This is a genomic window from Pseudomonas tructae (assembly GCF_004214895.1).
Classification (GTDB): domain Bacteria; phylum Pseudomonadota; class Gammaproteobacteria; order Pseudomonadales; family Pseudomonadaceae; genus Aquipseudomonas; species Aquipseudomonas tructae.
Genome location: NZ_CP035952.1, coordinates 2,342,793 through 2,368,200, shown reverse-complemented (window position 1 = coordinate 2,368,200; position 25,408 = coordinate 2,342,793). Strand labels below are relative to the sequence as shown.

Below are 25,408 nucleotides of genomic sequence, written 5' to 3'. Positions count from 1 at the left end.
GCGCTATGGACCTGACGATTCAACACTTTATCGCGCTTGCGCCACTGCTGATCCTCACCATCACCACTGTCGTGGTGATGCTGGCGATCGCCTGGCGCCGCAACCACTCACAAACCTTCCTGCTGTCGACCGTGGGCCTGAACCTGGCCCTGCTGTCGATCATCCCGAGCTTGAAGGTCGCGCCACTGGCAGTGACCCCGCTGCTGACCATCGACAACTTCGCCTGCCTGTACATGGCGCTGATCCTGGTCGCCACCCTGGCCTGCGTCACCCTCGCCCATGCTTACCTGGGTGATGGCGGCAAGGGTTACCCGGGCAACCGCGAAGAACTGTACCTGCTGATCCTGATGGCTGCCCTGGGTGGCCTGGTGCTGGTCTGCGCGCAACACCTGGCGGGCCTGTTCATTGGCCTGGAGCTGCTGTCGGTACCGGTCTACGGCCTGGTCGCCTATGCCTTCTTCAACAAGCGCTCGCTGGAAGCCGGCATCAAGTACATGGTGCTCTCGGCCGCCGGTTCCGCTTTCCTGCTGTTCGGCATGGCGCTGCTGTATGCCGACGCTGGCAGCCTGAGCTTCGACGGCATCGGCAAGGCCCTGGCAACCACCAGCATGCCGAGCATGATCGCCCAGCTGGGCCTGGGCATGATGCTGGTCGGCCTGGCGTTCAAACTGTCGCTGGTGCCGTTCCACCTGTGGACCCCGGACGTGTACGAAGGTGCTCCGGCACCGGTTGCCGCCTTCCTGGCCACCGCCAGCAAGGTTGCCGTGTTCGCCGTCGTGGTGCGCCTGTTCATGCTCTCCCCTGCTGCCAGCAGCGGCGTGCTGACCACCGTGCTGTCGGTGATCGCCGTGGCCTCGATCCTGATCGGTAACCTGCTGGCGCTGACCCAGAGCAACCTCAAGCGCCTGCTCGGTTACTCCTCGATTGCCCACTTCGGCTACCTGCTGATCGCCCTGGTGGCGAGCAAGGGCCTGGCCGTTGAAGCCATCGGCGTGTACCTGGTCACCTACGTGATCACCAGCCTCGGTGCCTTCGGCGTGATCACACTGATGTCCTCGCCATACAACGGCCGTGACGCCGACGCCCTGTATGAGTACCGTGGCCTGTTCTGGCGCCGTCCGTACCTGACCGCGGTACTGACCGTGATGATGCTGTCGCTGGCCGGTATTCCGCTGACCGCAGGCTTCATCGGCAAGTTCTACATCATCGCCACCGGCGTCGAGTCGCAGCTGTGGTGGCTGGTCGGTGCCCTGGTGATCGGTAGCGCCATCGGCGTGTTCTACTACCTGCGCGTGATGGTCACCCTGTTCCTGATCGAGCCAAACCTGCGTCGCCACGACGCCCCGCTGAACTGGGAACAGCGCACCGGCGGCGTCATGCTGCTGGCCATTGCGATCCTCGCCTTTGTGCTGGGTGTTTACCCGCAGCCGTTGCTGGACATGGTTCAGCATGCAGGCCTGCAACTGATCGGCTGATCGTTGCTGCAATGACAAACACCCCGCCTCGGCGGGGTGTTTTCGTTTTCGCCCTGCCACTCAGGCGCAATTGGGCCCAAGGGCCTTGTTTGTCTTGATTGATGACGCTCTGCGCGCCCGCGGGCCGGGACTCTTCTGCAGGCCAGGCTCAAGTGCGGCCTTGCGCACCTCGCCACTGGCACGGGGTAGATGGACCTGCGGGTCTGGCATCCCACTGGGTGACAACTCATGGGTCATTTCGAACTCGGCCCGTACTGACCAGCCACACGCCTCGGTAGTGCATTGCAGATACGCGATTCGAAGAAAGATATGACGCCCTTCACTGGTACGTATGCGCATACGGCTTTTGCAGTGAGGGCAGACCAATTTGTAGGTACTCAACCGCGCCTCCCTAAGCAATCAGCTGCCACCGGAGAGAACACTGGAAAAGCCACAGTGGCGAACGTGGCAGCCTCTCTGGCCGCCCGTGTCTCGTTCATCAACCTGCTAATCTGCTGTAAGCTCTCTAATAGAGCGAAGTAGGATTTTACCTTCGCTTCATGTTTTCTTTTCATCGTTGACGTAGTTCCTTTGAAGTGACGTTGAATGTTACAGAACGAGATTACTCAATTTGAGTATTTTATTACGGATAATCTTATCAACAGGCCTTTCGGATATACAAAATGAGTAACCGGGATTTTGCTGCTGTCTTGAGCCGACTCAAACTCATCACCGCTTCGAGCACGGACTCCGGACTGTCACAGGCACTGGGGGTCAGCCCGCAAACCCTCAGTAGCTGGAAAGGACGCAACAGCATCCCTTACGCGATTTGCGTAGACATTGCCGCCCGTTCAGGCATTTGCCTGGACTGGCTCCTGCTGGGCGAAGGCCCGCAACAGCGCACCCCTGCAGCAGGGCGGCCCACTCAGGAGCAGGAGACGCAGGTGCTGGCGCAATTACGCGCCCTGAGCGCCGCTGACGTGCAATTCATTGCGCTGATGATTGAGGAAAAGCAGCGGCTGCGCGTGCTGGAAAACAAACTGGAGCAGTTGTGCAGCCTGCTCGTCCCTGCAGTTCAAAAGCCATGATCAGCCTCGCAGCCGCTGCAGGATGTCTTTCAGGTCGGCAGAATCCAGCCAGATCATCACCTTGATGCAAATCGGTATCACCACGACCGAACCGAAGAACGCCGCGACACCGTTCGACAGAAAGGGCGCCGTCAGCAGCACCAACGGTGTGAACAGATAGCCGACGCCGGCGGACAGGAGCAGCGAGCCGATACGCTGCCAGGCTTTCAATAGCCCGCGGGTACTGACTACCAGCCAGGCGCCCAGCAGTGCACCGAAAAGGGCATCGCCATCCACTACCGGCACGGAGAATGCCAGGCCCAGGCCGACGAAGGTGCTGGAGAGGTTGGCACTGGTTGCTTCACTCATTCTCCACCTCGCCAGGCCCGCCAGGCACTTCAAGGTCAATGCTCTGGTGATAGGCCTGCAGCGCCTTGCGCGTGTGCTCGACCACCGCGTGCAGATAGCAGACATTCAATGAACCACCGTCGCCCTCGCGCAGGTCGGCCAGTTGCTTGTACCCCCGCTCACGCAGTTGCCAGCGCCATTGGGCAAACTCCCTGGCCACCTGGATCATTGCACTGTGGGCGGCCACCCTGAGCCGCGCATCGCTGGTTGCCGGTGCCAGGCGCAGGCGCTCGCGCAAGACCTTGACCTCAACCTTGGGCCAGAACGGATCGTGATGAATCAATACCTCATCACCGACCATCGAACAGACTTCGTCATGCATGACGTGCTCCTCAAACTGTGCGTTACACCGCCATTACTGGTGACGCAACATGCCGTATCGCAGGGCCTTGATCACGGCGCCGACGCGGGTGTTCACCGCAAACTTGCGCAGGATGTTGCCGATGTGGAAGTTCACGGTCGACTCCGTGCATTGAAGAATCCGGCCAATTTCCCATGACGTCTTGCCATAGGCACACCAGAGCAAGACTTGCTCCTCCCGGGCGGTCAGGTAGATGGGGGGGGCGTAAGCGTCGGCGTTACTCGGTGTTACTGGCAAATGTGAAAGCATGGTCAGTCTCCGCAGGGACAAACCCGGGGAAACCCGGGTCGGGAAGGAAAGAGGTCCACCATACGAAGAGCACGACGGCCCATGCGAGCTGCGGCATTTGTCCCCTGCTAGCCTACAAAACCGCGCAGAACAACGCCGCGTGCTCTGTTCGCCCGTTCGGACGTCTGACATGCCAATAGCCCTTTGCGCCTTGACTCGGAGCCCCGATGCGTTGTCCCCTGCCCCCTCGTACCTACCTGGCCTTGTTGGTCGCCTGCAGCACCTCCAGCTATGCCAACGACAGCATCGAACTCGGCCAGGTGCTGATCCAGGAACAGGAGCACAGTGAACTGCAGGACGCTCGCCAGCGCCTGCTGCAGGTGCCCGGCGCCAGCAACCTGATCGACATGCAGCGGGTGGAGCAAGGTCGGGTCGCCAGCAACCAGGATGTGCTCGCCTACCAGCCGGGGGTGTTCGCCCAGTCGGCCGGCAACGATGGCATCAAGCTGTCGATCCGTGGCTCGGGGATCAACCGGGCGCCCGGCGCCCATGGCTCGGGTGTCTACACAATGTTCGACGGCCTGCCGTTGACCGGCCCGGGCGGCACCCCCTATGAACTGTTCGAGCCGCTATGGCTGAGCCGCGCCGAGGTGCTGCGCGGCGCCAACGGTTTCGACAAGGGCTCGTTGGCCCTGGGCGGCGCTATCGACTATGTCACCCACACCGGCCGCGACGCAGCACCGTTGCAACTGCGCTACGAGCTGGGCAGCCGTGGCTATGCCAAGCGCCAGATCAGTTCCGGCCAGGTCCTGGGCGACCTGGACTACTACCTGGCGCTGACCGACTCGGAGTACGACGGCTACCAGGATCACAGCAGCGGCAGCAGCAAGGGCATCGCCGCCAACGTCGGCTACCGTTTCAATCCCAATCTGGAAACCCGTTTCTACCTGCGCTACCGGGAAACCGAGAACGACCTGGCCGGGCGCTTGACCAAGGCGCAGATCAAGCACGATCCGCGTGCGGCCAACCCGGCCTACCTGAGCCGCGATGACAGCCGCCCGCAACCAGGCAGTACCTGGCTGGGAAACAAGACCACCTTCTACCTCGATGACGATTCGCAACTGGAAGCCGGCCTTGTCTATCACGACTATCCGATGGACCTGCGCGAAGGCCCGATGCGCCTGAAGGTCGCCTACAGCGACGTCAGCGGCACCCTGAATTATCAGCGCCGCCACACCCTGTTCGGGCACGAGAGCAAAACCACCGTCGGCTGGCGCACCACCAAGCACTTGCCTAACAGCGGAGCTTCGCAATACACGCGGGTGAATGGGGTATTCGGCGCGAAAACCCGTGATTTCACTTACCAGGGCTCGGACACTGTCCTGCATATGGGCAACGACCTGGAGCTGATCCCCGACCTGTGGCTGACCAGCGGCCTGGCGATGATCTACACCCGTCGCGAAAGCGCAGTGACCTATCCCGACAACGGCGGCAAGGTCAGCCAGCATGACTGGGACTACGCCCCGCGCCTGGGTCTGCGCTACGACATCAACCCGCAGTTGCAGGTCTATGGCAACCTGAGCCGTTCGGTAGAGCCGCCACACCCGTGGTCGCTGATCTGGAGCTCGACCAGCACCACCCAGCCTATCGAAATGCAGAATCAGACCGCCACCACCCTGGAACTGGGAGCCCGCGGCGATTCGACAATCGGGCGCTGGGACCTGGCCTGGTATTACTCACAAGTGCGCCATGAGCTGTTGGCGGTGGAGATCGTGCAGGGCCTGCCCGCCAAGGAATACAACGCCAGCCCCACCGTCCACCAGGGCGTCGAAGCCGGCCTCGACAGCCTGCTCTGGGAACGCGCCGCAGTCGGCAAGCTGAGCCTGCGCCAGGCCTACACCTTCAGCGACTTCCACTACCGCGACGACGATCACTTTGGCAGCAACCGCCTGCCGGGCATCCCCATGCACTACTACCAGGCCGAACTGCGCTTCGACCTGCCCAGTGGCCTGTATGCCGGGATCAACACGCAGATGGCCTCCAAGGTCCAGGTCGACTACGCCAACAGCTACCCGGCCGACGCCTATGCCATTGTCGGCGCCACCCTGGGCTACAACGCGCCGAAACAGGACTGGCAGGCCTGGCTGGAGCTGCGTAACCTGACCAACCAGCGCTATGCCGCCACCGTCACGCCTGGCTATGACGACAAGGGGGCAGACATTGCCCGCTCGACTCCCGGTGAAGGATTGGCTGTGTATACCGGCGTGTCGTACAGCTTCCGCTAACTGGGCAACTGCACCTGCGGCTTGGTCGAGACGAAGATCGCCCAGCTGGACATGAACAGCGCGGCGATCAACGGCCCGATGACGAAGCCGTTCAGACCGAACACCGCAAGGCCGCCCAGGGTCGAGACCAGGATCAGGTAGTCGGGCATCTTGGTGTCCTTGCCGACCAGGATCGGCCGCAGTACGTTGTCCACCAGGCCGATCACGAACACGCCGAAGACAGCCAGCACTACGCCTTTCCAGAAGGCGCCGGTGGCGACGAAGTACACCGCCACCGGCGCCCAGACGATCCCCGCCCCCACCGCTGGCAGCAGCGACAGGAAGGCCATCAGCACGGCCCAGACCAGGGCGCTGGGGATGTCCAGAATCCAGAAGATGACCCCGCCCAGGGCACCCTGGGTCACCGCCACCAGCAGGTTGCCCTTGACCGTGGCGCGCACCACGCGGTTGAACTTCAGTTGCAGGCGACGCTTCTGCTGCTCGGCCAGCGGCACTGCCGTGCGGATCTTGCGCGCAAGCTCGGCACCGTCACGCAAAAAGAAAAACAGCAGGTAGAGCATGATGCCGAAGCTCACCAGAAAATCGAAGGTGCCCTGGCCAAAGCTGAAAGCCTGGGTGGCGAAGAACTGGCTGCCCTGCAGGGCGCCCTTGGTGATCTTGTCGCGCAGGCCCGCAAGGTCGCCCATGCCCATGCGCTCGAGTACATTCTGGGCGAAGGCCGGGAGGATATTCTTGAACCGTTCGATGTAAGCCGCCAGGTCCAGCTCGCCGCTCTCGATGTTCTTGTACAGCGCAGCACCCTCTTGCACCAACAGGGTACTGATGATGATCACCGGCAAAATCGCGATCACCAGGCAGATCAACAGGGTCAGCCCCGCGGCCAGGTTGCGCCGCCAGCCCAGGCGGGCCAGCAGGCGTCGTTGCAACGGGGCAAAGACGATCGCAAGGATCACCGCCCAGAACACCGCGCCGTAGAACGGCAGCAAGATCCAGATAAAGGCGAGGGTGACCAGCACCAGCAACAGCAGCAGCGCCTTGTGTTGCATGACGGTTTCGTTCATGTGCGCTCCTAGTGTGTTGTATTCGTTAGTGCGCCGGGCAGTGGCAAAAGTGCCGTTGATGCAGATCAATAGCTGTCGAGCGCAACCGGGGTAGCATCCGCGCCTTTTGCCGCAGCCTGATCATGACCCATTTCGCCAAACCCGAACTGCTCGCCCCCGCCGGCTCGCTGAAAAACATGCGCTATGCCTTCGCCTACGGCGCCGACGCCGTCTATGCCGGGCAACCGCGCTACAGCTTGCGCGTGCGCAACAATGAATTCGATCACGCCAACCTGGCGCTGGGCATCAAGGAAGCACAGGCCCAGGGCAAGCGTTTCTATGTGGTGGTCAACATTGCCCCGCACAACGCCAAGCTCAAGACCTTCCTCAAGGACCTGGCGCCCGTGATCGAGATGGCCCCGGATGCACTGATCATGTCCGACCCCGGTCTGATCATGCTGGTGCGCCAGCACTTCGCGCAGATGCCGATCCACCTTTCGGTGCAGGCCAACACGGTGAACTGGGCCAGCGTCGAATTCTGGCGCAGCCAGGGTTTGACCCGGGTGATCCTGTCGCGCGAGCTGTCGCTGGAGGAGATCGAGGAGATCCGCCAGCAGGTACCGCAGATGGAGCTGGAAGTGTTCGTCCACGGCGCCCTGTGCATGGCCTACTCCGGCCGCTGCCTGCTCTCGGGCTACCTCAACCGCCGCGATGCCAACCAGGGCAGTTGCACCAATGCCTGCCGCTGGCAGTACAAGGCCACTGCGGCCCGCGAGAACGTCACTGGGGAAATCGTCCGCGAGGTGCAACCGACCCTGGGCCTCGGCGCGCCGACCGAGCAGGTTTTCGTGTTGCAGGAAAGCAACCGTCCCGATGAAGACATGCCGGCCTTCGAAGACGAGCACGGCACCTACATCATGAACGCCAAGGACCTGCGTGCGGTGCAGCACGTCGAGCGGCTGTCGCGCATGGGCGTGCACTCGCTGAAGATCGAAGGCCGGACCAAGTCGCACTTCTACTGCGCCCGCACCGCCCAGGTCTATCGCCAGGCCATCGACGATGCCGCAGCCGGGCGCGCATTCGACCGCAACCTGATGCTCAACCTCGAATCGCTAGCCCAGCGCGGCTACACCGAAGGCTTTTTGCGTCGGCATGTGCACGATGAATACCAGAACTATCAACGTGGCAATTCAGTGTCCGAGCGTCAGCAGTTCGTTGGCGAGCTCAGCGGTGAGCGGGTCAACGGCCTGGCGCAAGTGCAGGTGAAAAACCGCTTTGCCGTGGGTGACCACCTGGAGCTGATGACGCCCAAGGGCAACTACCACTTCGACCTGCATCAGTTGCGTGATCGCCAGGGCAGGGAGATCGAGGTGGCACCTGGGGATGGGCACACGGTGTACCTGCCCATCCCTGAGCAGGTCGATTTGACCTTCGGCTTGCTGCTCAGGGATTTGGCACCGTGAATCGCGGGGCAAGCCCGCTCCCACAAAGGCCCCACTCTGCCTTCATCGATGGGCCAGGGATACCCCTGTGGGAGCGAGCCTTGCCCCGCGATGAAGCCAGTGCAGCCCTTCAGATTAAGGGACGGACCTGGCTACGGTCGCCCCCTCAGCCTCGCGAATCACCTGCAGACGATACTGCGGATCGGCCTTGATTTGCGCCTCGGTGAACGGTATCACCTGCCACTGCTTGGCCGAGAATGCCCGGGTCTGATCGCCAGCATGGGCCGAACCCGCTTCGCTGGACTCGGAAAACGCCAACATGCCCAAGGCATGCGGCCCCTGGTCATCGAAGGTTACTACTTGCAGGTAACTGGTGCCGCTGACCACCAGGCGTTTGCCCGGTGCGACCGGCACACTCTGGATCGCGTTGTACACCCCGAGGCTGGCCGGCCCACCGTGGATCGGCGTACCGTCAGCAGCCTGCTGGATCTGCCCCCAGTGCAGCCCTGCGCCATCGCCTGTCCTGGCTACTTCGGCCACTGACGCCAGGGCCGCTTCGCGCAAGGCGCCAGCGACTTTCGGCTGATCAATGGCAAGCCCGCGCGGGGTGTGCTGCGGGTCCTTGGCATCGAATCCGACCCGCCAGACATCCTGACGCGCCTGCAATGCCGTCATGATGTTCTCAAAGTGCACAAGGCCAATGCCGCTGTCGAGGTTGGCGCGAAGGTCCCAGGCCTTGAGACTGGCACACAGTGCAGTGAGCTGGCTATCGCCCCCCTGTCCTGCACACCACGTGAGCAGGTCGGGCATGACCAGCTCGGCGACGTAGACCTGGTTATCCATGACCATCTGCTGCAGGTCGGCCGGGCTGATCCTGCCCTTCTCGTTCAGGCTCGCCAGGCGTTGCAAGGCAAAGCGGCTACGCGGGCCCAAGGGTTGATCCTCACGGCTGACCAGCACGGAGTAACCACGCAGTGGCGCGGCCGGGTTGACCATCCAGGCCGAATCGTTGGAGTGCTGGACAAAATCAGTGCGGCTCAGGCTCGGCAGCAATTGCGCCGGAAAAATGCCAGCCTGCGCGGCACGTGGGTCGGTCTTCCAGTGACAGGCACTGCGCGAGCCGTCGAGCACAATCATCTCCTGATCCGCAGCAGGATCGCTGCACTGAGCGAGCAAGGCGGCATCGACGTAGGGTACCACCGACTGGTTCAGGTACAGCGCCCGCCCCTTGGCATCTACCGCCAGGGTGTTGACCCAGGGAATGCCCTGCAAGCGCTGCACCGTGGCTTGCAGGCCTTTGAGGCTATCGGCGCGATTCATGCTGTCCCACTGCTCCAGCACCCGGGTGTTTTCCAGGTTGGCGTCACGCAGGCTGAAAGCATGTCGGCTATCCCAGTCCAGGCGCCCTGGCCATTGCACGATCGGGCCGAATACCGAACTGTAGGCATCGTGGCTCAGCGTCTTGAGCTGACCGTCGTCACCCTTGAGCGTCACACTCAGGCGCTGGCGAGTCAGTGGCAACGACTTGCCGTCGAGCAGGTAACGGGTCGGATCCTTGGGGTCCAGCTCGAGCCGATACAGGGTGAAGTGCTTGGAAGTGTCGACGGTGTGGGTCCAGGCCAGGTGCCGATTGAAACCGATATTGATCAACGGCAGCCCGGGCAACGCCGCACCCATCACATCAAGAGTGCCCGGCAAGGTCAGTTGCATCTGATAAAAACGCATGCCACCGGCCCAGGGGAAGTGCGGATTGGCCAGGAGCATGCCGCGACCATTGAATGAACGCTCGCTGCCGACAGCCACGGCGTTGCTGCCGCGCTCCACGGCAAACTGATCCTGACGCGTCTGGGCGGCGCCAAGATCCGGGCGCAATTGGGCGGCGACATGGGGCGGGGTGGCCCCGGCCAACGCCTCGGCAAACTGGCCAACGCCGCCTTCGACCAGCAGCCTGCGTGTCAGCTTGACCAAATCCAGTGTGGTGATCGGGCGCAGCCACTGCGCCTGCAGGCATTGCGGCCCCTGCCCCTGCGCCTTGAACTCAGCCAGCGCACGGTTGTAGCCCTTGGCGTAGCCTTCAAGGCGTGCGCGCATCGCCGGTGGCTGCGCCTGCCAGAAGCCGAACACCGCGGTGGGTGGGTTCAGCCAGTTGAAAAACACATCACTGGGCAGGTTCTCGCGCTGCTCGAAGGTTCGCTGCGCGGGGCCGAAGTAGCGTGAACGCTCGCCATTGACGGTGACCACTTCATTGGCCAGCAGGCAGAGGTTGTCCTGCGCATAGGCGTAGCCGATGCCGTAACCCAGCCCCTGCTCGTCCCGCGCCAGGATGTGCGGAACCCCGAAGCTGGTACGACGGATCTCGGCAGACGCATCGCCTACCGCTACCCGCGCCAGGGCTGGAAGGCTGAGCCCGGCGAGCAAGCCGGCCACAAAGAGGCTTGCAAAGGAATGAGGCTTGATCACGCGAACTCCGGCTTCATCAGGGAAAAGATCATCCTGACTAAACGAAATTCATTGGAAAAATTTACCGGATCGGCCCCGCTAGTACGTCTTTAGAAGGTAAACCTGCAGATTTTTTTTGTCGGGTACTGCAGTTTTGCCGCGCTCATTCGTCTTATAGGTGTAGGCAAACACTTTTGCTTACCTGGACAGGCCACGGATCGGCCACGAAATGGAGCATTCACATGTACAACCAGCAACAGTCAGCGGCAATAGCTGGAACTGGGCACTGTAACAGCCAACCAGTGACTGAGAAAACCACGACCGGCGAGTATGAGCGCGCTGGCAACGAACACATCCGCGAACTGCTCAGGGCTTTTGGCTTGCGCACCAGCCTGATCCGCCTGAAGGTCATCGATGCCTTGCACGTGGCCGATCGCAACGGGCGCAGCATTGGCGTACGCGGGGTGCACAGCCAACTCGAACAGCTCGATATTCCGCTGTCGTTTCTCAGCGTTCGCGAAGTGCTCAAGCGCTTGTGCGCCGAAGGCGTAATCATCCTGGGCAGCGACAAGTGCTACAGCCTCAACCCCCAGGCCCGTACGGTGCTGGAGCAAGCTATTTCGCGTTGAGCGCCCGGCCGGCCATCAGCCGGCCGCGCTTGCGGCCTCAGGGCTTGACCTTGCGCCGCATGATGCCATTGACCACCACCACAACGACCGCCACGGCGATGGCGATGTACTGGAACACCTGCTCACTGATCGTCCCTTGCTTTTGCAGGTACGACAAACCGAGCATGATCCCCAGCACCAGCAGGGAGATCAGGATGGAATATTTCAGGCGTTGACCTTGAGTCATTGGGTAGTTCCTTGCGACATCGGCGAAGAGGCCCGACGCGGGCCGTGCGCATGATACATCGTCATGTACCAGCCAGCGGACAATTTCCCGCTTCTGTCGACACCTGGGCCTGGCCAACATGGTGTCCCGGGCTGATGCCCAGACGAACGGAAGACAACCATGTTCATGCGCACCCTGCTGGGCTGCCTGATACTCCTGGGTCCCCTCCTCAAGGCCCACGCCTTGCCTACCGAAAACGTGCCCTCCAGCGTGCTCAAGAGCCTGGGCACTGAACTGGCCGACAATGCAAGCAACAGCCAGTGGCAACAATTGTGGCAGCGCACCCGGCATGCCGGCCACTTGGGCAGCGGAGCGCAAACCGTCCATTTTACAGTACCCCAGGCGCAAATCCCGGCGCTGGTTGCACAGACCCTGACTAACGCTGACGAGGCCGGGCCACTGAAACAGACCCAGGTACGCTATCGCCGCGACTTTCACCCCAGAGTCATAGGCAAGGCCGCAACAGGCGAGCTCAGCGCTGTTTGCGTATGGGTCGACTGGCGCAGCTTTCCCACACAGGCAATCAACCGACCCGCTGGCCACCTGCAGCAGGTCAGCCTCCTGCTGGCCCGCCCCTGCGATTGAGCATGGGTTGCCCAACCAGACTGGGGTTTGTTTTTGGACAAGCCCCGATAATCAAGGCCTTACGCCTTAAGCAGTGCTCCATTCCCACCTAAGGCTCCCCAAGAGCCTACAAGCTGCATGCGCAAAGCCCACCTTTCCCGCCCTACTTGCTGCCTAGCCTCCGTTCTACCCGCTGGCCGAAAATCCAGCTCAAGCCAGACAGGCGCAACGCGGTGTTGATGCTGCCTGGAATGGCTTGAGCCGCTTGGCACGGATGCTCAAGCATCTGCGTGCCAACCTATCGCCTACAAGGAAGTCATCATGGAACTGAGCGACCTCAAGCAAATAGATATCGAGCAACTGCCCCATTCCCTGCAGATGCTGATCGAGTGCCTGGGCATCGAAAACGCCTACAACCTGACCTGCGCCTATGGCGGGCGTCCCAAGTACATCCCCAAGCATCGCGAACGAACCGCCCTGGCGCAGATTCTGCCCGCCCCGGCGCTGGATGCGCTGATCAAGCGCTTCGCCGGCATGGCCCTGGAAATCCCCAAGGTCGACCATTTTTTGCGCCAGTTGCGCAATCAACAAATCCAGCGCGAAAGCGCCAATGGCCTGTCACGCAGCATGCTGGCCAATAAATACGGCCTGAGTTTGCGCCAGATCGGCAACATCCGCCGCCAGGAGGCCGATGCACGCTGAGCCATAGCCACCGCAGTCTTCACCAGCAACCCCCAACCCGCACAACCACTGTGCACCCTCGATAAGGAAATCACCCATGCCAACAATTGATAAGGATCTGATCGGATCGGTCATGAACGCCCTGCCACTGGACCGGATGATTGCCGGTCCCTTGCAGGCAATGGTTCAGGCCCAGGTGGCGGCGAGCCAATCCTATGCCGACTTTCTCATGGGCGTTTGTGTCGAGAACGGCAAGGCCGTCGCTGTCGAGTTCAGCTACGACGAAAGCATCACGGATGAGAACGGTGAGTCCAAAGGCACCGTCACCAAGCAGATGCGCATTCCGCTGATGGCGGCGATTGCCCACCCCAACATTGCCATTGAGGAAGGCAGCGTCGAGTTCGAAGTGACCATCACCCAGCAGGCCGAGTCCAGTCGCGAAACCGCCGGCAGCGCAAGCACTGCGGCCTCCTTCGGCTTCGGCAGGTTCAAGATGGAACTGAAAGGCGAGGTCAGTCACAAGTCGACCCAAACCCGCAAGACCGACACCCGCGCCCGCTACGCCTTCAACACCAAGATACGGCGCCAGGATCCTCCGGAGGCGCTAATGCGTGTTATCGATGCACTGACCAACGCGGCGACCAAACCGGTCACTGCCAACATCGGCAGCGGCAACACCTCGGGCAGCCGAGTGCAAGAGTAAGCGCAAGGGCCCATGACCACCGGCCCCTTCCCGTGGAGGGGCTCCAGCCACATACTCCAGGAGTACATACACTTGGACGCTAGCGCCCCGAACAATGCGCCGATCATCGCCAGTGACCTCTGCGACATCACCCGCGGGCTGCAAGAAGCGGCTGCCGCCACCAACAACCTGATCGCCCAGCAATACATCCAGCTCTTCGACCAGTTTTTCGACTACGACCCGGACGCACTGGGCACACCGATGAAGGCCAAGATGGTCGAGGTCGGCATGGACGATCAGCACAAAATGCAGATTCCGCTGATTGCCCTGGTTTCGCCCCGAGGGCTGGCGCTCGAACGCATGCAGGTCGACCTGTCAGTGAGAATCCAGAACACCGAGACCGGCGAAGGCAATGCAGACCTGCCGCGCGAGCGCTTTTACGTGACGGTCGGCAGCCAGGCCAAACGTCAAGGCGACGCGGCCCGTGACCCTGACGAAGTACAGATCCGCATGCAGTTCCAGGCCTGTGAGCCGCCCGAGGCACTGAACCGCCTGATTGAGGAATACACCAACCTGATCAGCCCGCAACGCCTGCCTCCCCCCCCCCAGCCCACGGACGACAACAACGAGTTCATCGAAGCTGCCACCGTACGCTGACACCGCCCTTAGAAATCACGCTTGTAGAAGATATCCAGGGAGCTGGCCAGGCCGCTGGCCGCCTCCAGGTAGACCTTCTTGCTGAGCTTGTAGCGCAAGGCGATGGTGTTGGCCGGCTCGAACACCCCGACACCGTAACGCAGGCTCAGGCGCTCGGTCAGGTTGCCACTGGCGACCACGGCGGTGGTGTTGCCACTGCCCTGGGTGTCCAACTGAAAGTCATCGATGCCCAGGCTCGACGCCAGGCTGCCGGTAATGCCGGCACTGCCGGCAAGGCCGAGGCCCAACGCCGCTTCAGCGAGCATGTTGTTGTCCTCGCCCGTGGTTCCCAAGGGGCGTCCGAGCACCAGGTAAGACAGGGCCTGCTCCTGACTCATGGCCGGCTCCGAGAACACCTGGGTAGTCGGTTGCTCGGCGCTGCCGCTCAAGCGGATACCGGCAATCACGTCATCGGTTTTACGAATCGCCTCGATGTCCAGGTAGGGCTGGTCGATGGGACCGGCGAACAACAGGCGCGCACGGCGAATGGTCAGGCGCTGGCCGTAGGCGCGGTAGCGACCGTCGGCCAGGCTCAGTTCACCGCGGGTATCGAGGTTGTCGCCGATGTGCACGTGGCCAAGCAGGTTGGCGGTCAGGCCAAAGCCGCTGAACGAGAGTTTCTCCTGGCCAACCTGGACGTCGATGTCCATGGCCATGGCCATCGCTGGCTTGCCCTCCTCGGTCTGCTGGCCGAGGATCACCGTGTCATCGGAAACCTTCACTGTCGAGGGCGGCAACTCACGTACGGTGATCTTGCCCTTGGGAACCAGCACCTTGCCGGTTACCGCAAGCTTGTCATCTACCAGACTGATCGTAAGGTCCGGGGCGACTTCGAGGGCTGCATAGGGTTCGACGTTGACCGGCAGGCGCTGGCCTTGCAGCGCCAGATTGACCGCCAGGGCCTGACCCCAACCCACCTGCCCACTCAAGCTCCCTTGACCGCTCTCGCCGCTTTTCCAACTGCCGTTGAGCTGCACCTGTTCACCGGCGATCAACGCTTGCAGTTGCAGGTCCTCAAGGCTGATCGGCAGTTCCGCGCCGCTGATTTCACCCTGCACAAGGTTCAGGCTGCCATTGACCTGAGGCGCCATCAAGGTGCCGGACAAACGCCCGCTGCCGTTGAGCTGGCCATTGAGGTGTTCGACCATCGGGGCGAAGGGACGGGCGATGGCCAGGTCCAGGCCGCTGAGGCGGAAGTCACCGCTCAGCGGCTTGTTTTTTGCCAACGGATCGAGCCGGGTATTCACCGCCAACTCGCCGAGCTTGCCGCCCTGGAAATCCAGGCGGGTGTCGATGCGCCTGGGCCCCAGGGTACTTTGCAGGCGCAGGGTTTGATAAGGGAAGTCCAGCCACTGCTCTTTTTCGCGCACACGCAAGGTGCCGCCACTGGCATCGACAAGGAGGGTGCCCTTGGGGCCGCTGGCCGGCACATCAAGATTGATGTCGGCGTTGAGCAGCCCCTGCCAGGCAAAATCCTTGGGCAGCCACTGCGCCAGGCTTTGCAGCGGGAACTGCTTGAGGTGATAGCGCAGGCGCGGCTCGGGCGCCAGGCGCTGGTCTTCGCCACACAGGCTGGCCGGGCCGGAACGCCAGCAATGGGCGCCAAAATCTACCTGACCGCTGGCCAGACGTTGCAGTTTGGCCGGTGCCTGCAGGCGCCAATCCTGGCCACCGGCCTGGATTTCGCCGCTGGCCAGGCGACCGCGCCAATTGCCCTTGTCCAGTTGCCCATCCAGGCCCAGGTCAAGCTTCATTTGTGGCCCGTCCAGGGCCAGTTGCAGTGTTTGCTGGCGAATATCACCTGCGCCCTTGGCGGTGAGCATCCCCAGGTTGGTATCGCCCAGACGAATGCTGCCAGCCTCAAGATCGATGACCGCGCGTTGCGCCTTGTCCAGGCGTGCATCCAGGCTCAGGCGCTGCACGCGGTTGTCAGCCTGGGCCAGTTGCTGGCCCTGCAAGATGAAACTGCCCTGGGGGGCCTGCAAGGTACCGGCGACCTCCAGGCGGCCCTTGACCTGGCCTTGCAACTGCGGCCAGAGCTGGCCCAGGCGCGGCAGGTTGATGTCGATCTGCCCGGCCAGGCGCTGTTGCAAGCTGCCGCTGCCATTGATGTGGTTATCGCCCAGGCGGATATCCAGGGTGCCCAAGGTCCATTGCTGCCCTGCCCCTTGCGCCACTGCTTTAAGCACCGCGGGCTGGCCACGCAGGCGGCCCTTGAGGTCAAGGTCGGCATCCAGGCGCAATTCTGCGTTTTTCATTTCACCCTTGCTGCGCAACGGGCCGGCCAGGGTGCCGGGCAATTCGGCCAGCCAGTACGCCGGGTTCAGCGCCGACAGCTCCAGCGCTGCATCCCAGGCTACGCCATCGGCAAACTGCACAGCGACACTGCCGGCGGCCTTGCCTTGGCCTGCGGTCAATTGAAGTTGCGCCAGGCTGACCTGCTGCAGATCACCCTTGAACGGACTGGCAAGGCTGAAGGCACCGGCCGGGCCATCCAGCTCACCGTTGAACTCACCTTGATAGTTGCCATCACGGTACTGCACTTGGCCCGTGAAGCGGCGCAAGGCAACGTCCGGTGCCGGTTGCATTGGATACAGGCGCAGCCAGGGGAAGTCCAGCCAGTCGATGCTGGCTTGAGCGCTCAAGCCTTGCTGCCAGTCAACCTTGGCCTTGAGCTTGAGTGCTTGCTCGGCGCTGGCAATAAGATCCAGGGCACTGAGCTCGGCGCCCTTGGCGTCGACCCGGCCCTGCAGGTTAAGCGCCACCGGCCCCTGTTCGGCCGGCAGGCTGGCCGAGCCAAGCAGTTGATAGCCGCTTTTCAGGTTGCCCTTGGCACTCAGCTGCAGCTTGTCAAATTGCAGGGTGTCGGGGAGTTCGGCCAAGGGTTTGAACGACTCGCTGCTGATCTGCAGTTGCGCTGGCAGATGGTCGGCCAGGGCTTGCACCTCGCCGCTCAGCCGCGCTTGCAGGTAGCCGCTGCTATCCGCCTTGATTTTGAGGGTTTTCTGCAGCTCGCCATCCACCTGCAATGCCAGTTGCCAGGGTTGCCCGTCGACACTGGGCAACTGCAATTGGCCCTGGGCCTGCAACGGCCAGTCGGCTTCGGGCTTGAGCAAGCCCTGCAGGGTCAGCTTGAGGCCATCGCGTTGCAGTTGCAGACTGTCGATCTGCAAGCCGCCCGGGGTCCAATGAGCCGACAGTTGCAACTGGCTCAACTGCTCGCTGCCGTCCAGACGCAGCAGACCCACGCGTACCTCACCCAGTTCGATAGCCACCGGTAATTTGAGCTCCGGCAGTTGCAACGGCCCGCTGTCGGGCTTGGGTTCGCCAGGAGCAAAAGCCAGGTTGACCTGATCGACGTGCAACTGTTCGATGCACAAGGTCATGCGCAGCAGGCAGGCCGGCGACCAGGCCAGTACCGGCGCCACCAGCTCGACCCGGTCGCCGCCCTGCTCCCAGAGCACGCGTTCGGCTTGCCAGCGCCCGGCCAGGCGCCCCTGGAAGTTGTCCACCTGCAGCCCCGGCACCAGCCCCAGCGCCCAACGGCTGCCGGCCTGGGTACCGAGCATCAGGCCCACGGCCAGCAATGCCAGTACGAGTACGGCCAGCAGCCCGGCGATGATGATTTTGCTAACCCGACTCACAGTTCCGGCCCCATGGAGAAGTGCAGACGCAAACCGCCGTCGTCATCCAGCGCGCGGGCCAGATCCAGACGCAGCGGCCCGACTGGAGACACCCAGCGCACACCAATACCGACACCGGTCTTGAGGCTGGGAAACTCCAGATTGTTGAATGAGTTGCCCTGGTCGATGAAGGTCGCCAGCCGCCATTTTTCGGTGACCGAATACTGGTACTCAGCGCTGCCGGCCACCAGGTAACGGCCGCCTATGCGATCGCCGTCGGAGTTCTTTGGCGACAGGGTCTGGTAATCGTATCCGCGCACGCTCTGGTCGCCACCGGCAAAGAAGCGCAGCGAGGGCGGCACCGAACTCTTGTAACTGTTGGTGGCGCTGCCGCCGAACTGCACGCGGCCGAGCAAGCGATGGTTCTGGCCCAGGGTGGTCAGGCCCTTGAGCAACACATTGGCATGCAGCAGGTTGGTGTCGGAGACCAGTCCTTCCTTGGCCGCCTGCACATCGAACTGCAAACGGTAGCCGTTGTGCGGGTCGATGCGGTTGTCGCTGCGCAGGTAGGAATAGCTGATACCCGGCATCAGCAGGTTGCTCAGGCCTGAGTCGTCCCCAAGCTTGTATTCTTCACGCTGGTATTTGAGCGAAATCACCCGCTGCCAGCCGCTGGGCAGCTTGCTGTGCCATTCAGGGCCAACGGTGAGCAGTTTGCTCAAGGTGTCGGTGCCGGCAATTTCTTCGTTCTGGTAGCCACCGGCAAAACGCAGTTTGTCGGTCAGTGGCGGGTCCAGGGGGATGTCGTACCACAGGCCGACGTTCTGCCGCGGCGCCGACAGCTCGGTCTCCCAGCCATAACTGTGGCCTTGCGGGTTGACCCAGTGGCGCGTCCAGTTGGCCTTGCCACGTGGCCCGACGTCGGTCGAAAAACCCAGGCCCAGGCCCATGGTCCGTGGCTTGCGGGTATCGAGCTGAACGGCCACCGGAATGCTTTGCTCGACAGCGGCGGTAGGCGCCGCATCGACCCGCACGCCTTCGAAGTAGCCGCTGGACTGCAGGGCGTTGTTGAGCTCGGCGATCAGCTCGGAATCGTAGGGGGTATCGGCCTTGAACGGCACCATGCGCTGCAGCAGATCGTCATCGAGCGGCGTATCGCCAGCGAAGCTGACCTTGCCCAGTCGGTAACGCGGGCCGCTTTGGTAGACCAGCTCGATGTCGGCGACCCCAGCCTGGGGATCGACCGCCAGGCGCTGGCGGACGAAGTGGCCGCTGAAAAAGCCGTAGCGCGAGGCCTGGTTCTGGATCAGCCGCTTGGCGTCCTCGTAATGACCATGGTTGAGCACCGCGCCTGTGCGCAGCGCCTTGCTGTCGGGAATGCGGAAGGCTTTGAGTTCGCTGGCCGGGCCATCGATGCGGATGGTCACATCACGCAGGTGCACCGGCTCGCCGGGCTCGATGCGCAACACCAGTTGCGGGCCCTTGTCCGCCTTGGCCGGCGGCTTGACCTCGCTGTCGATCTGCGCCTGGTAATAGCCCAGGGCCTGGGAGGCTTTGCGCGCCTGCTCGACAGCACCGCGACTGAAGCGCAGCAGCGCCTCTTCATCGCGTTTACCAAGGCTGCCGATATAGCCTTCGACATTGGCCTTGAGTTCGTTATTGGCAGGTTTGACCCGAACCACCAGCTCGCTTTGCGCATACGCGCCGATGCTGGCAACCCATAGAATCAAACCGCAGGTGAATCGTCCTGAATACGTCATAGGCGCGGATGCTACCAGAGCTTGGTGGCAGCATGGAGCCCAAGGTTTTCCTCACTGTTGCGCAATTCAGGCCCGAGCCTGCCGGGACGACTGCGGATTCGGGTGAAAGAACACGTGCTCACGGACTGGTCCTACGGCAATCTCACCAATTTCCTCGTAGCCCTGACGCTGATAAAACGCCAGGTAGTGTTCGTTGCCGGTGTCCAGCACCACCCCCTGGGAGTGCTCATCCACAGCGCACCAGTCGTGCACTGCCTGTAACAATTGTTCGCCGTAGTGCTTGCCCTGAAACTGCGGGTGAATCCCCAGCAGCGGCAGCACATGCACCGCATCACTGGGCAGGCAGGCCATCAGTGCGGCCTGGTAATCCAGGTAGCGGCGAGTACACCGAAACCCGGTGCTGAGTACCATACGCATACGCCAGGCCCAGCTTTCGGTGATGCCCAGGCGCCGCTGCGGCGGGGCAATCAGGGCAATGCCGATCAGCCGGTCCTCAACCAGCAGGCCAATGGCTGGCAGTTCCTGGAAAAAATGCTGCTTGACCAACTCGCGCACGGTGGCGCGAATGCGCTGGTCGAACCCCGGGCGCTGGGCTTCGAACAGAAATGCGAAGGTGGGTTCGTGGCGATAGGCGTGATACAGCAACGAGCGCGCTTCGCGGCTGTAGCCGCCATCGAGCAGGCGCACTTGCGCCGGCGCGGCAGTCGATTCGGGCATGCTGGCAAACCTCCGGAAAATGGGCATTCATTGCCTTTGAGGTGTTCGGGGTGCCAACGTTCACCTCGTGCCACAGGTTAGCAACCTATCGAGTGGCTCGCCACGCTGGCCGACACCGCCAATGTCGGCTAGCATCCTGGGTTTTACCAGGATTGTGCTTGCCATGAAGATCGTCTCGTTCAACATCAATGGCCTGCGAGCCCGGCCCCACCAGTTGGCGGCGTTGATCGAAAAGCACCAGCCCGATGTCATCGGCCTGCAGGAAACCAAGGTCAGCGACGAGCAGTTCCCGCTCGCCGAAGTCCAGGCCCTGGGCTACCACGTGCACTTTCATGGGCAGAAAGGCCACTATGGTGTCGCCCTGCTCTCGCGCCAGGCACCGCTGAGCCTGCACAAGGGCTTTGGCAGCGACGAGGAAGACGCCCAGCGCCGGTTCATCTGGGGCACCTTCGCCGATGCCGATGGCACGCCGATCACCATCATGAACGGTTACTTCCCCCAAGGCGAAAGCCGTGATCACCCGACCAAATTTCCGGCCAAGCAACGCTTTTACAGCGATCTGCAAGCGCTGCTGGAAAACCAGTTCAAGAACGACCAGCCGTTGCTGGTGATGGGCGATGTCAATATCTCGCCACAAGATTGCGACATCGGTATTGGTGCCGACAACGCCAAGCGCTGGTTGAAGACCGGTAAATGCAGCTTCCTGCCCGAAGAGCGCGAGTGGATGGAACGCCTGAAGAGCTGGGGCCTGGTCGACAGTTTCCGCCATCTGCACCCGGAAGTCGCCGACCGCTTCAGCTGGTTCGACTACCGCAGCCGCGGCTTTGAGGACGAGCCCAAGCGCGGCCTGCGCATCGACCTGATCATGGCCTCCCAGGGGCTGCTGCCACGGATCAAGGACGCCGGGGTCGACTACGACCTGCGCGGGATGGAAAAGCCCTCGGACCATGCGCCGATCTGGCTTGAACTGGGCTGACTGCACCAAGGCTGACAACGCCGCTCTCACAGGCCATGGGTGGGAGCGGGCTTGCCCCGCGAAGAGGCCAGTACAAGCAATACATTAGGTGCTGACCAGATTACGACCGCTTCGCGCTCAATCGCGGGTCAACCCCGCTCCCACAAGGGATCTGTGTTGAAGACTTTCCATGAAGCATGGAATCTCCCACAGAGCTGCATTCCAATGTCATCTTTTGGTCACGCTCTGGTCTTAATCTCCCGGCACACCCTTTGCCCATGAGTGCCAGACGGCATGTTGCGCCACCTCTCCCTGCTCTTGCTTTGCCTATTCCCGCTGCTAGGCGCCGCTGACCCGCAGGCGCAATTGCGTATCCAGGGTTCCAACACCATCGGTGCCGCATTGGCACCGGCGCTGGTCGCAGGTCTGCTCGAACAACAAGGCGCCAGCGCCATTAGCATCCTGAGCACCGATGCCGCCAACGAACACCAGGTCCGTGCACAGGACGCCAACGGCCAGCCGTTGCGCATCGATATCGCCGCCCACGGCTCCAGTACCGGTTTCACCGCACTCAAGTCCGGCCAGGCGGAGCTGGCGGCTTCGTCGCGGCCGATAAAGACCTCGGAGCTGAGCGAGCTGCAAACCCTGGGCGACCTCAACAGTGCCGCCGCCGAGCAGATCATTGCCCTGGATGGTATCGCGGTGATCGTCCATCCCGACAACCTGCTACCTCAACTGACCACCACCGAGCTTGCGCAGGTTTTTTCCGGGCAGATCAACCGTTGGGAACAACTGGGTATCGCTAACGGGCCCATCAACCTGTACGCCCGCGATGACCGCTCCGGCACCTTTGAAACCTTCAAGGCCCTGGTCCTCGACCCGGCACAGCACGCCCTGGCCGACAACGCCCGGCGCTTCGAATCGGCCGAACAACTGGCAAGCAGCGTGCTCGGCGATCGTCAGGCCATCGGTTTCAGCAGCCTGGCCACAGTGCATGGCGCCAAGGTCGTGGCGATTGCCGATGGTGAGTCCCAGGCCATGCTGCCGACACCGGCCCTGGTGGCCAGCGAAGATTATCCGTTGTCGCGCCGGCTGTTCTTCTATCTGCCGCCCGGCCAGGCCAACCCGCTGGCCCGTGCCTTGGTCGAGTTCGTCCAGAGCCCCCAGGGCCAGGCCATCGTTACCCGCAGCGGCTTCGTCGGCCAAGAGCTGCAAAGTGTCAAGGTTCAGCTGCGCCGCGATATGCCCCAGCGCTACCTGAAGCTTGCCAGCGATGCCCGGCGCCTGTCGGTCAACTTCCGTTTCCAGGAAGGTAACGCCAGCCTCGACAACAAGGCCCTGCGTGATGTGCAGCGGGTCGTTCGCTACCTGCAGGCGAAGCACAAGCTGGTCGGCAACGTGGTTCTGGTGGGGTTCGGCGATGCCAAGGATGACCCGCAGCGCGCAGCCCTGCTCTCGCGCCTGCGTGCCATGGCGGTGCGCCGGGAACTGGCCCGTAGCGGCGTCGAATTGCGCGAAATTATCGGCCTGGGCGATGAACTGCCGGTGGCAGCCAATACCGCTGAAGAAGGCAGGATCCGCAACCGTCGGGTCGAGGTGTGGGTCTATTGAAGGCACGCCCCTGCCCCATTCAGGGCAGGAGCGCAAGGCGGTCAGAAGTCGTAACGGGTGGTCAGCATGAAGTTGCGCGGGTCACCGTAGTAACCGCCTTCATAGAAGCCCAGGTTGCTGAAGTACTTCTTGTCGGTGAGGTTGTTGCCATTGAGGGTAACCGACAGTTGTTCGCTGACCTGGTACTTGGCCATGGCATCGAGCACCCAATAGCTGGACTGGGTGTAACGAAAATCGCTGCTGTTGCTAGCCGGGTTCCACACGTCTTTCCAGACCTTGCTCTGCCAGTTGGCCGAGCCACCGATGGTCAGCTTGTTGAACTGGCCCGGCAGGCGGTAGTTGGTCGATAGGCGCAGCAGGTTCTCCGGCTCGACGGTGGAAATCTTGTCACCCTCGCCATCACGGGTCACGCGATGGGTAAAGCCACCCTGCACCTGCCAGCCGGGCGTCAGCTCACCGGCCACCTCAAGCTCGAAGCCTTTGCTCTTGGCACCTTGCACTGCGCGGTACACGGTCTTGTTGGTGACCGGATTAAAGCCGACATCTTCTGGCAGGTTGTTCTGTTTGACCTCGAACACCGCAAGGCTTGCGTTCAGGCGCCCGTCAAAGAATTCACCCTTGAGGCCCAGCTCGTAGGCATCGCCCTCCTCCGGCTCGATCATTTTGCCGTTTGCATCCTGCTCGCTTTCATGCGGTTTGAAGATGCTGGTGTAGCTGGCATAGACCGAGTAGTTGTCGTTAAGGTCATAGACCACCCCGGCATAGGGCACTACTACGCCGGTTTCCTGCAGGTCCTGGGTTTTGCTGCGCTGGCCGCTGGCAACATTGAGCGATGAGCTGTCGAGTTTCCAGTTCGACACCCGGCTGCCGACGATCACCGCCAGGTCGTCAGTGGGCTTGAAACGCCCGGTCAGGTAGGCCGCGGTTTCCTTGAGGTCGGTATCGGCCTTGCTGATCGGGCGCCCCCAGTCCGGCTCGGGGAAGTCACCACTCCAGCCATTGACGGTTGGCACACTGTCGAAGAAGAACGGCCAGTTGCTTTCATGGGAGCGGATATCGCGGTGCGACAGCCCGGCCACCAATTCATGCTCGCGGCCCAACAGCTGGAACGGGCCATTGGCGTACAGGTCGTAGGCATTCTGGCTGGTCTGGTAGCGGTAGCGCCCGCGCCAGATCGACATGCCGCTGCCATCCACCGGGTTGGGGTTGCCACTGGCCGCCGAGCCCAGGGTGATCGGTGAGTCCGACTCACTGCGGCTGACCGACGCCTTCACCGACCAATCGTTGGCCAGGCGCTGTTCCAGGGTCACAAATGCGTTGTCGGCAGTGTTGTCCCACTGGCTCCATTTGGTGCCGGGGTTGAACGAGCGGGAAAAGCTGAATTTGTTGCCGTTGCTGTCCACCAGCGGCGTCGACGCACCCCAGGATGAGCCGTCCGGGCGGTTGCTCTGGCGGCTGAGGCCGACGCTGAGCAAGGTGCTGTCGGTGAGGTCGGCTTCGACAATGCCGTAGAACACCTGCTTGTTCTCTTGCAGGTGATCCATGAACGACTGGCCGTCTTCATAGGCGGTGACGAAGCGCCCGCGCACATTGCCCGACGGGGTCAGCGAACCGCCGATGTCGAACTCGCTGCGGTAGGTGTCCCAACTGCCGACACCGGCCGAGATGTAACCCGACAGCTCCTTGGTCGGGCGCTTGCGCACCAGGTTGACGGTTGCCGACGGGCTGCCGAAACCACTGAGCAAGCCGGTGGCGCCGCGCAGTACTTCAACACGGTCGAAGATGACCATGTCGGTCTGGTCGATGCTGTTGCCGAACCGAAACGCGGCCGGAATGCCATCGATCTGGAAGTTGTCGATGTCAAAACCGCGGGCCTTGAACGCGGCGCGGCTGCTGTCGAGCTTGGTGACGGTGATGCCCGGGGTCTTGCCCAGCACATCGCTGATGTTGGTCAGGCCCTGGTCGTCCATCTGCTGACGGGTGATGACACTGACCGACTGCGGGGTTTGCCGCGGCGACAGGGTCAGCTTGGTCGCGGTGCGGGTCGCCCCAGTGGTGTACGAGCCGCTGCCTTCGGTGGTTTCGCCCAATGAGGAGTCATTGATGGCCGTTGCTCCCAGTTCCAGCGTTCCCTTGCCTTGCTCTTCGGCCAGCAGCGCGCTAGCCGGCAGCATCAGGCTAACGCCCAGCACTGCCACGGCCAACGGATGACGCTGCAGCTTCAAGGTAACGGCTTCCCCTGCCATCACCCCTGACTTGAACGCTGTGTGTTGGTGCACTTGCAAACCCCTTCGATGGTCAATCTGTTGTGATTGGCCAATCACGACTGTTGTTGTTTTTATGCGCCGCAACGATGAATGGCTGCGGCGAAGGGTGCAGAGAGTATTTCTTAATAATAATTGTTTGCAAATGTTAAATGGAAATATTACCAAACACTTGGCAAAGAAATGTTACAGCGCCGCCCTTCCCCACTACGCCCGCGGGTCTAGGCTTGTCCTTAG

At 62.1% G+C, this 25,408-nt stretch carries 22 protein-coding genes; 11 read left to right on the top strand and 11 right to left on the bottom strand.

Translation table 11 applies throughout. The annotated features are described in order from the left end of the window. Positions 1-5 precede the first annotated feature (5 nt). On the top strand, positions 6-1,475 hold the full coding sequence (gene nuoN / locus EXN22_RS10945; protein ID WP_130264061.1) for an NADH-quinone oxidoreductase subunit NuoN: 1,470 nt from the start codon (positions 6-8) through the stop codon (positions 1,473-1,475). A gap of 60 nt (positions 1,476-1,535) precedes the next feature. Here nuoN and EXN22_RS10940 read toward each other — a convergent pair whose 3' ends face one another. Continuing rightward, on the bottom strand, positions 1,536-1,856 hold the full coding sequence (locus tag EXN22_RS10940) for an ogr/Delta-like zinc finger family protein (protein WP_130264060.1): 321 nt from the start codon (positions 1,854-1,856) through the stop codon (positions 1,536-1,538). 281 nt (positions 1,857-2,137) lie between these two features. Between EXN22_RS10940 and EXN22_RS10935 the strand changes: the two genes are divergently transcribed. Beyond that, positions 2,138-2,542 (top strand): helix-turn-helix domain-containing protein, encoded by a 405-nt coding sequence (locus EXN22_RS10935; protein ID WP_130264059.1) that lies wholly within the window; start codon positions 2,138-2,140, stop codon positions 2,540-2,542. Here the strand turns inward: EXN22_RS10935 and EXN22_RS10930 are convergent, their stop codons facing one another. From EXN22_RS10930 to EXN22_RS10920, 3 genes are read right to left on the bottom strand one after another with little or no spacing between them, the layout of a single operon-like run. Further along, positions 2,543-2,890, bottom strand: a complete 348-nt coding sequence (locus tag EXN22_RS10930; RefSeq protein ID WP_130264058.1) for a putative holin — start codon at positions 2,888-2,890, stop codon at positions 2,543-2,545. Continuing rightward, positions 2,883-3,251, bottom strand: coding sequence for a head completion/stabilization protein (locus EXN22_RS10925; RefSeq protein ID WP_130264057.1), 369 nt, complete (start codon positions 3,249-3,251; stop codon positions 2,883-2,885). The genes EXN22_RS10930 and EXN22_RS10925 overlap by 8 nt, the downstream gene beginning before the upstream one ends. 33 nt (positions 3,252-3,284) lie before the next feature. After that, positions 3,285-3,539 (bottom strand): helix-turn-helix domain-containing protein, encoded by a 255-nt coding sequence (locus tag EXN22_RS10920; protein WP_130264056.1) that lies wholly within the window; start codon positions 3,537-3,539, stop codon positions 3,285-3,287. Positions 3,540-3,745: 206 nt separating this feature from the next. Here EXN22_RS10920 and EXN22_RS10915 point away from each other — a divergent pair, with 206 nt between their 5' ends. Beyond that, positions 3,746-5,803 (top strand): TonB-dependent receptor family protein, encoded by a 2,058-nt coding sequence (locus EXN22_RS10915; RefSeq protein WP_130264055.1) that lies wholly within the window; start codon positions 3,746-3,748, stop codon positions 5,801-5,803. Here the strand turns inward: EXN22_RS10915 and EXN22_RS10910 are convergent. Then, positions 5,800-6,864, bottom strand: coding sequence for an AI-2E family transporter (locus tag EXN22_RS10910; protein WP_130264054.1), 1,065 nt, complete (start codon positions 6,862-6,864; stop codon positions 5,800-5,802). The two genes, EXN22_RS10915 and EXN22_RS10910, sit on opposite strands and share 4 nt — an antisense overlap. 122 nt (positions 6,865-6,986) lie before the next feature. Between EXN22_RS10910 and trhP the strand changes: the two genes are divergently transcribed. After that, on the top strand, positions 6,987-8,306 hold the full coding sequence (gene trhP, locus EXN22_RS10905) for a prephenate-dependent tRNA uridine(34) hydroxylase TrhP (protein WP_130264053.1): 1,320 nt from the start codon (positions 6,987-6,989) through the stop codon (positions 8,304-8,306). 114 nt (positions 8,307-8,420) lie between these two features. Here the strand turns inward: trhP and pvdQ are convergent, their stop codons facing one another. Continuing rightward, positions 8,421-10,745: a bifunctional acylase PvdQ gene (gene pvdQ / locus EXN22_RS10900; RefSeq protein ID WP_407691949.1), complete on the bottom strand. Its 2,325-nt coding sequence runs from the start codon at positions 10,743-10,745 to the stop codon at positions 8,421-8,423. Between the two features lie 221 nt (positions 10,746-10,966). On the opposite strand from pvdQ, the gene EXN22_RS10895 reads away from it, so the two are divergent. Beyond that, positions 10,967-11,353: a fe2+ zn2+ uptake regulation protein gene (locus EXN22_RS10895; protein ID WP_165392199.1), complete on the top strand. Its 387-nt coding sequence runs from the start codon at positions 10,967-10,969 to the stop codon at positions 11,351-11,353. 37 nt (positions 11,354-11,390) lie between these two features. Here EXN22_RS10895 and EXN22_RS10890 read toward each other — a convergent pair whose 3' ends face one another. Next, positions 11,391-11,579 carry a hypothetical protein gene (locus EXN22_RS10890; RefSeq protein ID WP_093384931.1) on the bottom strand — a complete coding sequence of 63 codons (189 nt, stop codon included), beginning with the start codon at positions 11,577-11,579 and terminating at the stop codon, positions 11,391-11,393. A gap of 159 nt (positions 11,580-11,738) precedes the next feature. On the opposite strand from EXN22_RS10890, the gene EXN22_RS10885 reads away from it, so the two are divergent. The 4 genes from EXN22_RS10885 (at position 11,739) to EXN22_RS10870 (ending at position 14,202) form a co-directional block, all read left to right on the top strand. Further along, a complete protein-coding gene (locus EXN22_RS10885) occupies positions 11,739-12,203 on the top strand; it encodes a hypothetical protein (RefSeq protein ID WP_130264051.1) in 465 nt (154 codons plus the stop codon). 300 nt (positions 12,204-12,503) lie between these two features. Then, on the top strand, positions 12,504-12,884 hold the full coding sequence (locus EXN22_RS10880; RefSeq protein WP_130264050.1) for a Mor transcription activator family protein: 381 nt from the start codon (positions 12,504-12,506) through the stop codon (positions 12,882-12,884). A 76-nt stretch (positions 12,885-12,960) separates the two neighbouring features. After that, positions 12,961-13,566, top strand: coding sequence for a DUF2589 domain-containing protein (locus EXN22_RS10875; RefSeq protein WP_130264049.1), 606 nt, complete (start codon positions 12,961-12,963; stop codon positions 13,564-13,566). Between the two features lie 102 nt (positions 13,567-13,668). Then, positions 13,669-14,202, top strand: a complete 534-nt coding sequence (locus tag EXN22_RS10870) for a DUF2589 domain-containing protein (protein ID WP_233281726.1) — start codon at positions 13,669-13,671, stop codon at positions 14,200-14,202. An 8-nt stretch (positions 14,203-14,210) separates the two neighbouring features. Here EXN22_RS10870 and EXN22_RS10865 read toward each other — a convergent pair whose 3' ends face one another. The 3 genes from EXN22_RS10865 to EXN22_RS10855 all read right to left on the bottom strand — a co-directional run bounded on the left by EXN22_RS10865 (position 14,211) and on the right by EXN22_RS10855 (position 20,341). Beyond that, positions 14,211-17,885 (bottom strand): translocation/assembly module TamB domain-containing protein, encoded by a 3,675-nt coding sequence (locus tag EXN22_RS10865; RefSeq protein WP_130264047.1) that lies wholly within the window; start codon positions 17,883-17,885, stop codon positions 14,211-14,213. Then, on the bottom strand, positions 17,882-19,624 hold the full coding sequence (locus EXN22_RS10860) for an autotransporter assembly complex protein TamA (RefSeq protein ID WP_130264046.1): 1,743 nt from the start codon (positions 19,622-19,624) through the stop codon (positions 17,882-17,884). The genes EXN22_RS10865 and EXN22_RS10860 overlap by 4 nt, the downstream gene beginning before the upstream one ends. A 66-nt stretch (positions 19,625-19,690) precedes the next feature. Beyond that, positions 19,691-20,341, bottom strand: a complete 651-nt coding sequence (locus EXN22_RS10855; protein WP_130264045.1) for a GNAT family N-acetyltransferase — start codon at positions 20,339-20,341, stop codon at positions 19,691-19,693. Positions 20,342-20,504: 163 nt separating this feature from the next. Here EXN22_RS10855 and xthA point away from each other — a divergent pair, with 163 nt between their 5' ends. Next, the gene (xthA, locus tag EXN22_RS10850; protein WP_130264044.1) at positions 20,505-21,317 is read left to right on the top strand and encodes an exodeoxyribonuclease III; all 813 of its coding nucleotides are present in this window, start codon (positions 20,505-20,507) and stop codon (positions 21,315-21,317) included. A 273-nt stretch (positions 21,318-21,590) separates the two neighbouring features. Further along, positions 21,591-22,907: a substrate-binding domain-containing protein gene (locus tag EXN22_RS10845; protein ID WP_130264043.1), complete on the top strand. Its 1,317-nt coding sequence runs from the start codon at positions 21,591-21,593 to the stop codon at positions 22,905-22,907. A 41-nt stretch (positions 22,908-22,948) separates the two neighbouring features. On the opposite strand, the gene EXN22_RS10840 is transcribed toward EXN22_RS10845, so the two are convergent. Continuing rightward, positions 22,949-25,186: a TonB-dependent siderophore receptor gene (locus EXN22_RS10840; RefSeq protein ID WP_233281699.1), complete on the bottom strand. Its 2,238-nt coding sequence runs from the start codon at positions 25,184-25,186 to the stop codon at positions 22,949-22,951. Positions 25,187-25,408 lie beyond the last annotated feature (222 nt).

What these genes read in the sequence shown, in the direction of transcription:
- nuoN (WP_130264061.1), top strand. Translation starts at nt 6, where the DNA reads ATGGACCTGACGATTCAACACTTTATCGCGCTTGCGCCACTGCTGATC.
- EXN22_RS10935 (WP_130264059.1), top strand. Translation starts at nt 2,138, where the DNA reads ATGAGTAACCGGGATTTTGCTGCTGTCTTGAGCCGACTCAAACTCATC.
- EXN22_RS10930 (WP_130264058.1), bottom strand. Translation starts at nt 2,890, where the DNA reads ATGAGTGAAGCAACCAGTGCCAACCTCTCCAGCACCTTCGTCGGCCTG.
- EXN22_RS10925 (WP_130264057.1), bottom strand. Translation starts at nt 3,251, where the DNA reads ATGCATGACGAAGTCTGTTCGATGGTCGGTGATGAGGTATTGATTCAT.
- EXN22_RS10920 (WP_130264056.1), bottom strand. Translation starts at nt 3,539, where the DNA reads ATGCTTTCACATTTGCCAGTAACACCGAGTAACGCCGACGCTTACGCC.
- EXN22_RS10915 (WP_130264055.1), top strand. Translation starts at nt 3,746, where the DNA reads ATGCGTTGTCCCCTGCCCCCTCGTACCTACCTGGCCTTGTTGGTCGCC.
- EXN22_RS10910 (WP_130264054.1), bottom strand. Translation starts at nt 6,864, where the DNA reads ATGAACGAAACCGTCATGCAACACAAGGCGCTGCTGCTGTTGCTGGTG.
- trhP (WP_130264053.1), top strand. Translation starts at nt 6,987, where the DNA reads ATGACCCATTTCGCCAAACCCGAACTGCTCGCCCCCGCCGGCTCGCTG.
- EXN22_RS10895 (WP_165392199.1), top strand. Translation starts at nt 10,967, where the DNA reads ATGTACAACCAGCAACAGTCAGCGGCAATAGCTGGAACTGGGCACTGT.
- EXN22_RS10890 (WP_093384931.1), bottom strand. Translation starts at nt 11,579, where the DNA reads ATGACTCAAGGTCAACGCCTGAAATATTCCATCCTGATCTCCCTGCTG.
- EXN22_RS10885 (WP_130264051.1), top strand. Translation starts at nt 11,739, where the DNA reads ATGTTCATGCGCACCCTGCTGGGCTGCCTGATACTCCTGGGTCCCCTC.
- EXN22_RS10880 (WP_130264050.1), top strand. Translation starts at nt 12,504, where the DNA reads ATGGAACTGAGCGACCTCAAGCAAATAGATATCGAGCAACTGCCCCAT.
- EXN22_RS10875 (WP_130264049.1), top strand. Translation starts at nt 12,961, where the DNA reads ATGCCAACAATTGATAAGGATCTGATCGGATCGGTCATGAACGCCCTG.
- EXN22_RS10860 (WP_130264046.1), bottom strand. Translation starts at nt 19,624, where the DNA reads ATGACGTATTCAGGACGATTCACCTGCGGTTTGATTCTATGGGTTGCC.
- EXN22_RS10855 (WP_130264045.1), bottom strand. Translation starts at nt 20,341, where the DNA reads ATGCCCGAATCGACTGCCGCGCCGGCGCAAGTGCGCCTGCTCGATGGC.
- xthA (WP_130264044.1), top strand. Translation starts at nt 20,505, where the DNA reads ATGAAGATCGTCTCGTTCAACATCAATGGCCTGCGAGCCCGGCCCCAC.
- EXN22_RS10845 (WP_130264043.1), top strand. Translation starts at nt 21,591, where the DNA reads ATGTTGCGCCACCTCTCCCTGCTCTTGCTTTGCCTATTCCCGCTGCTA.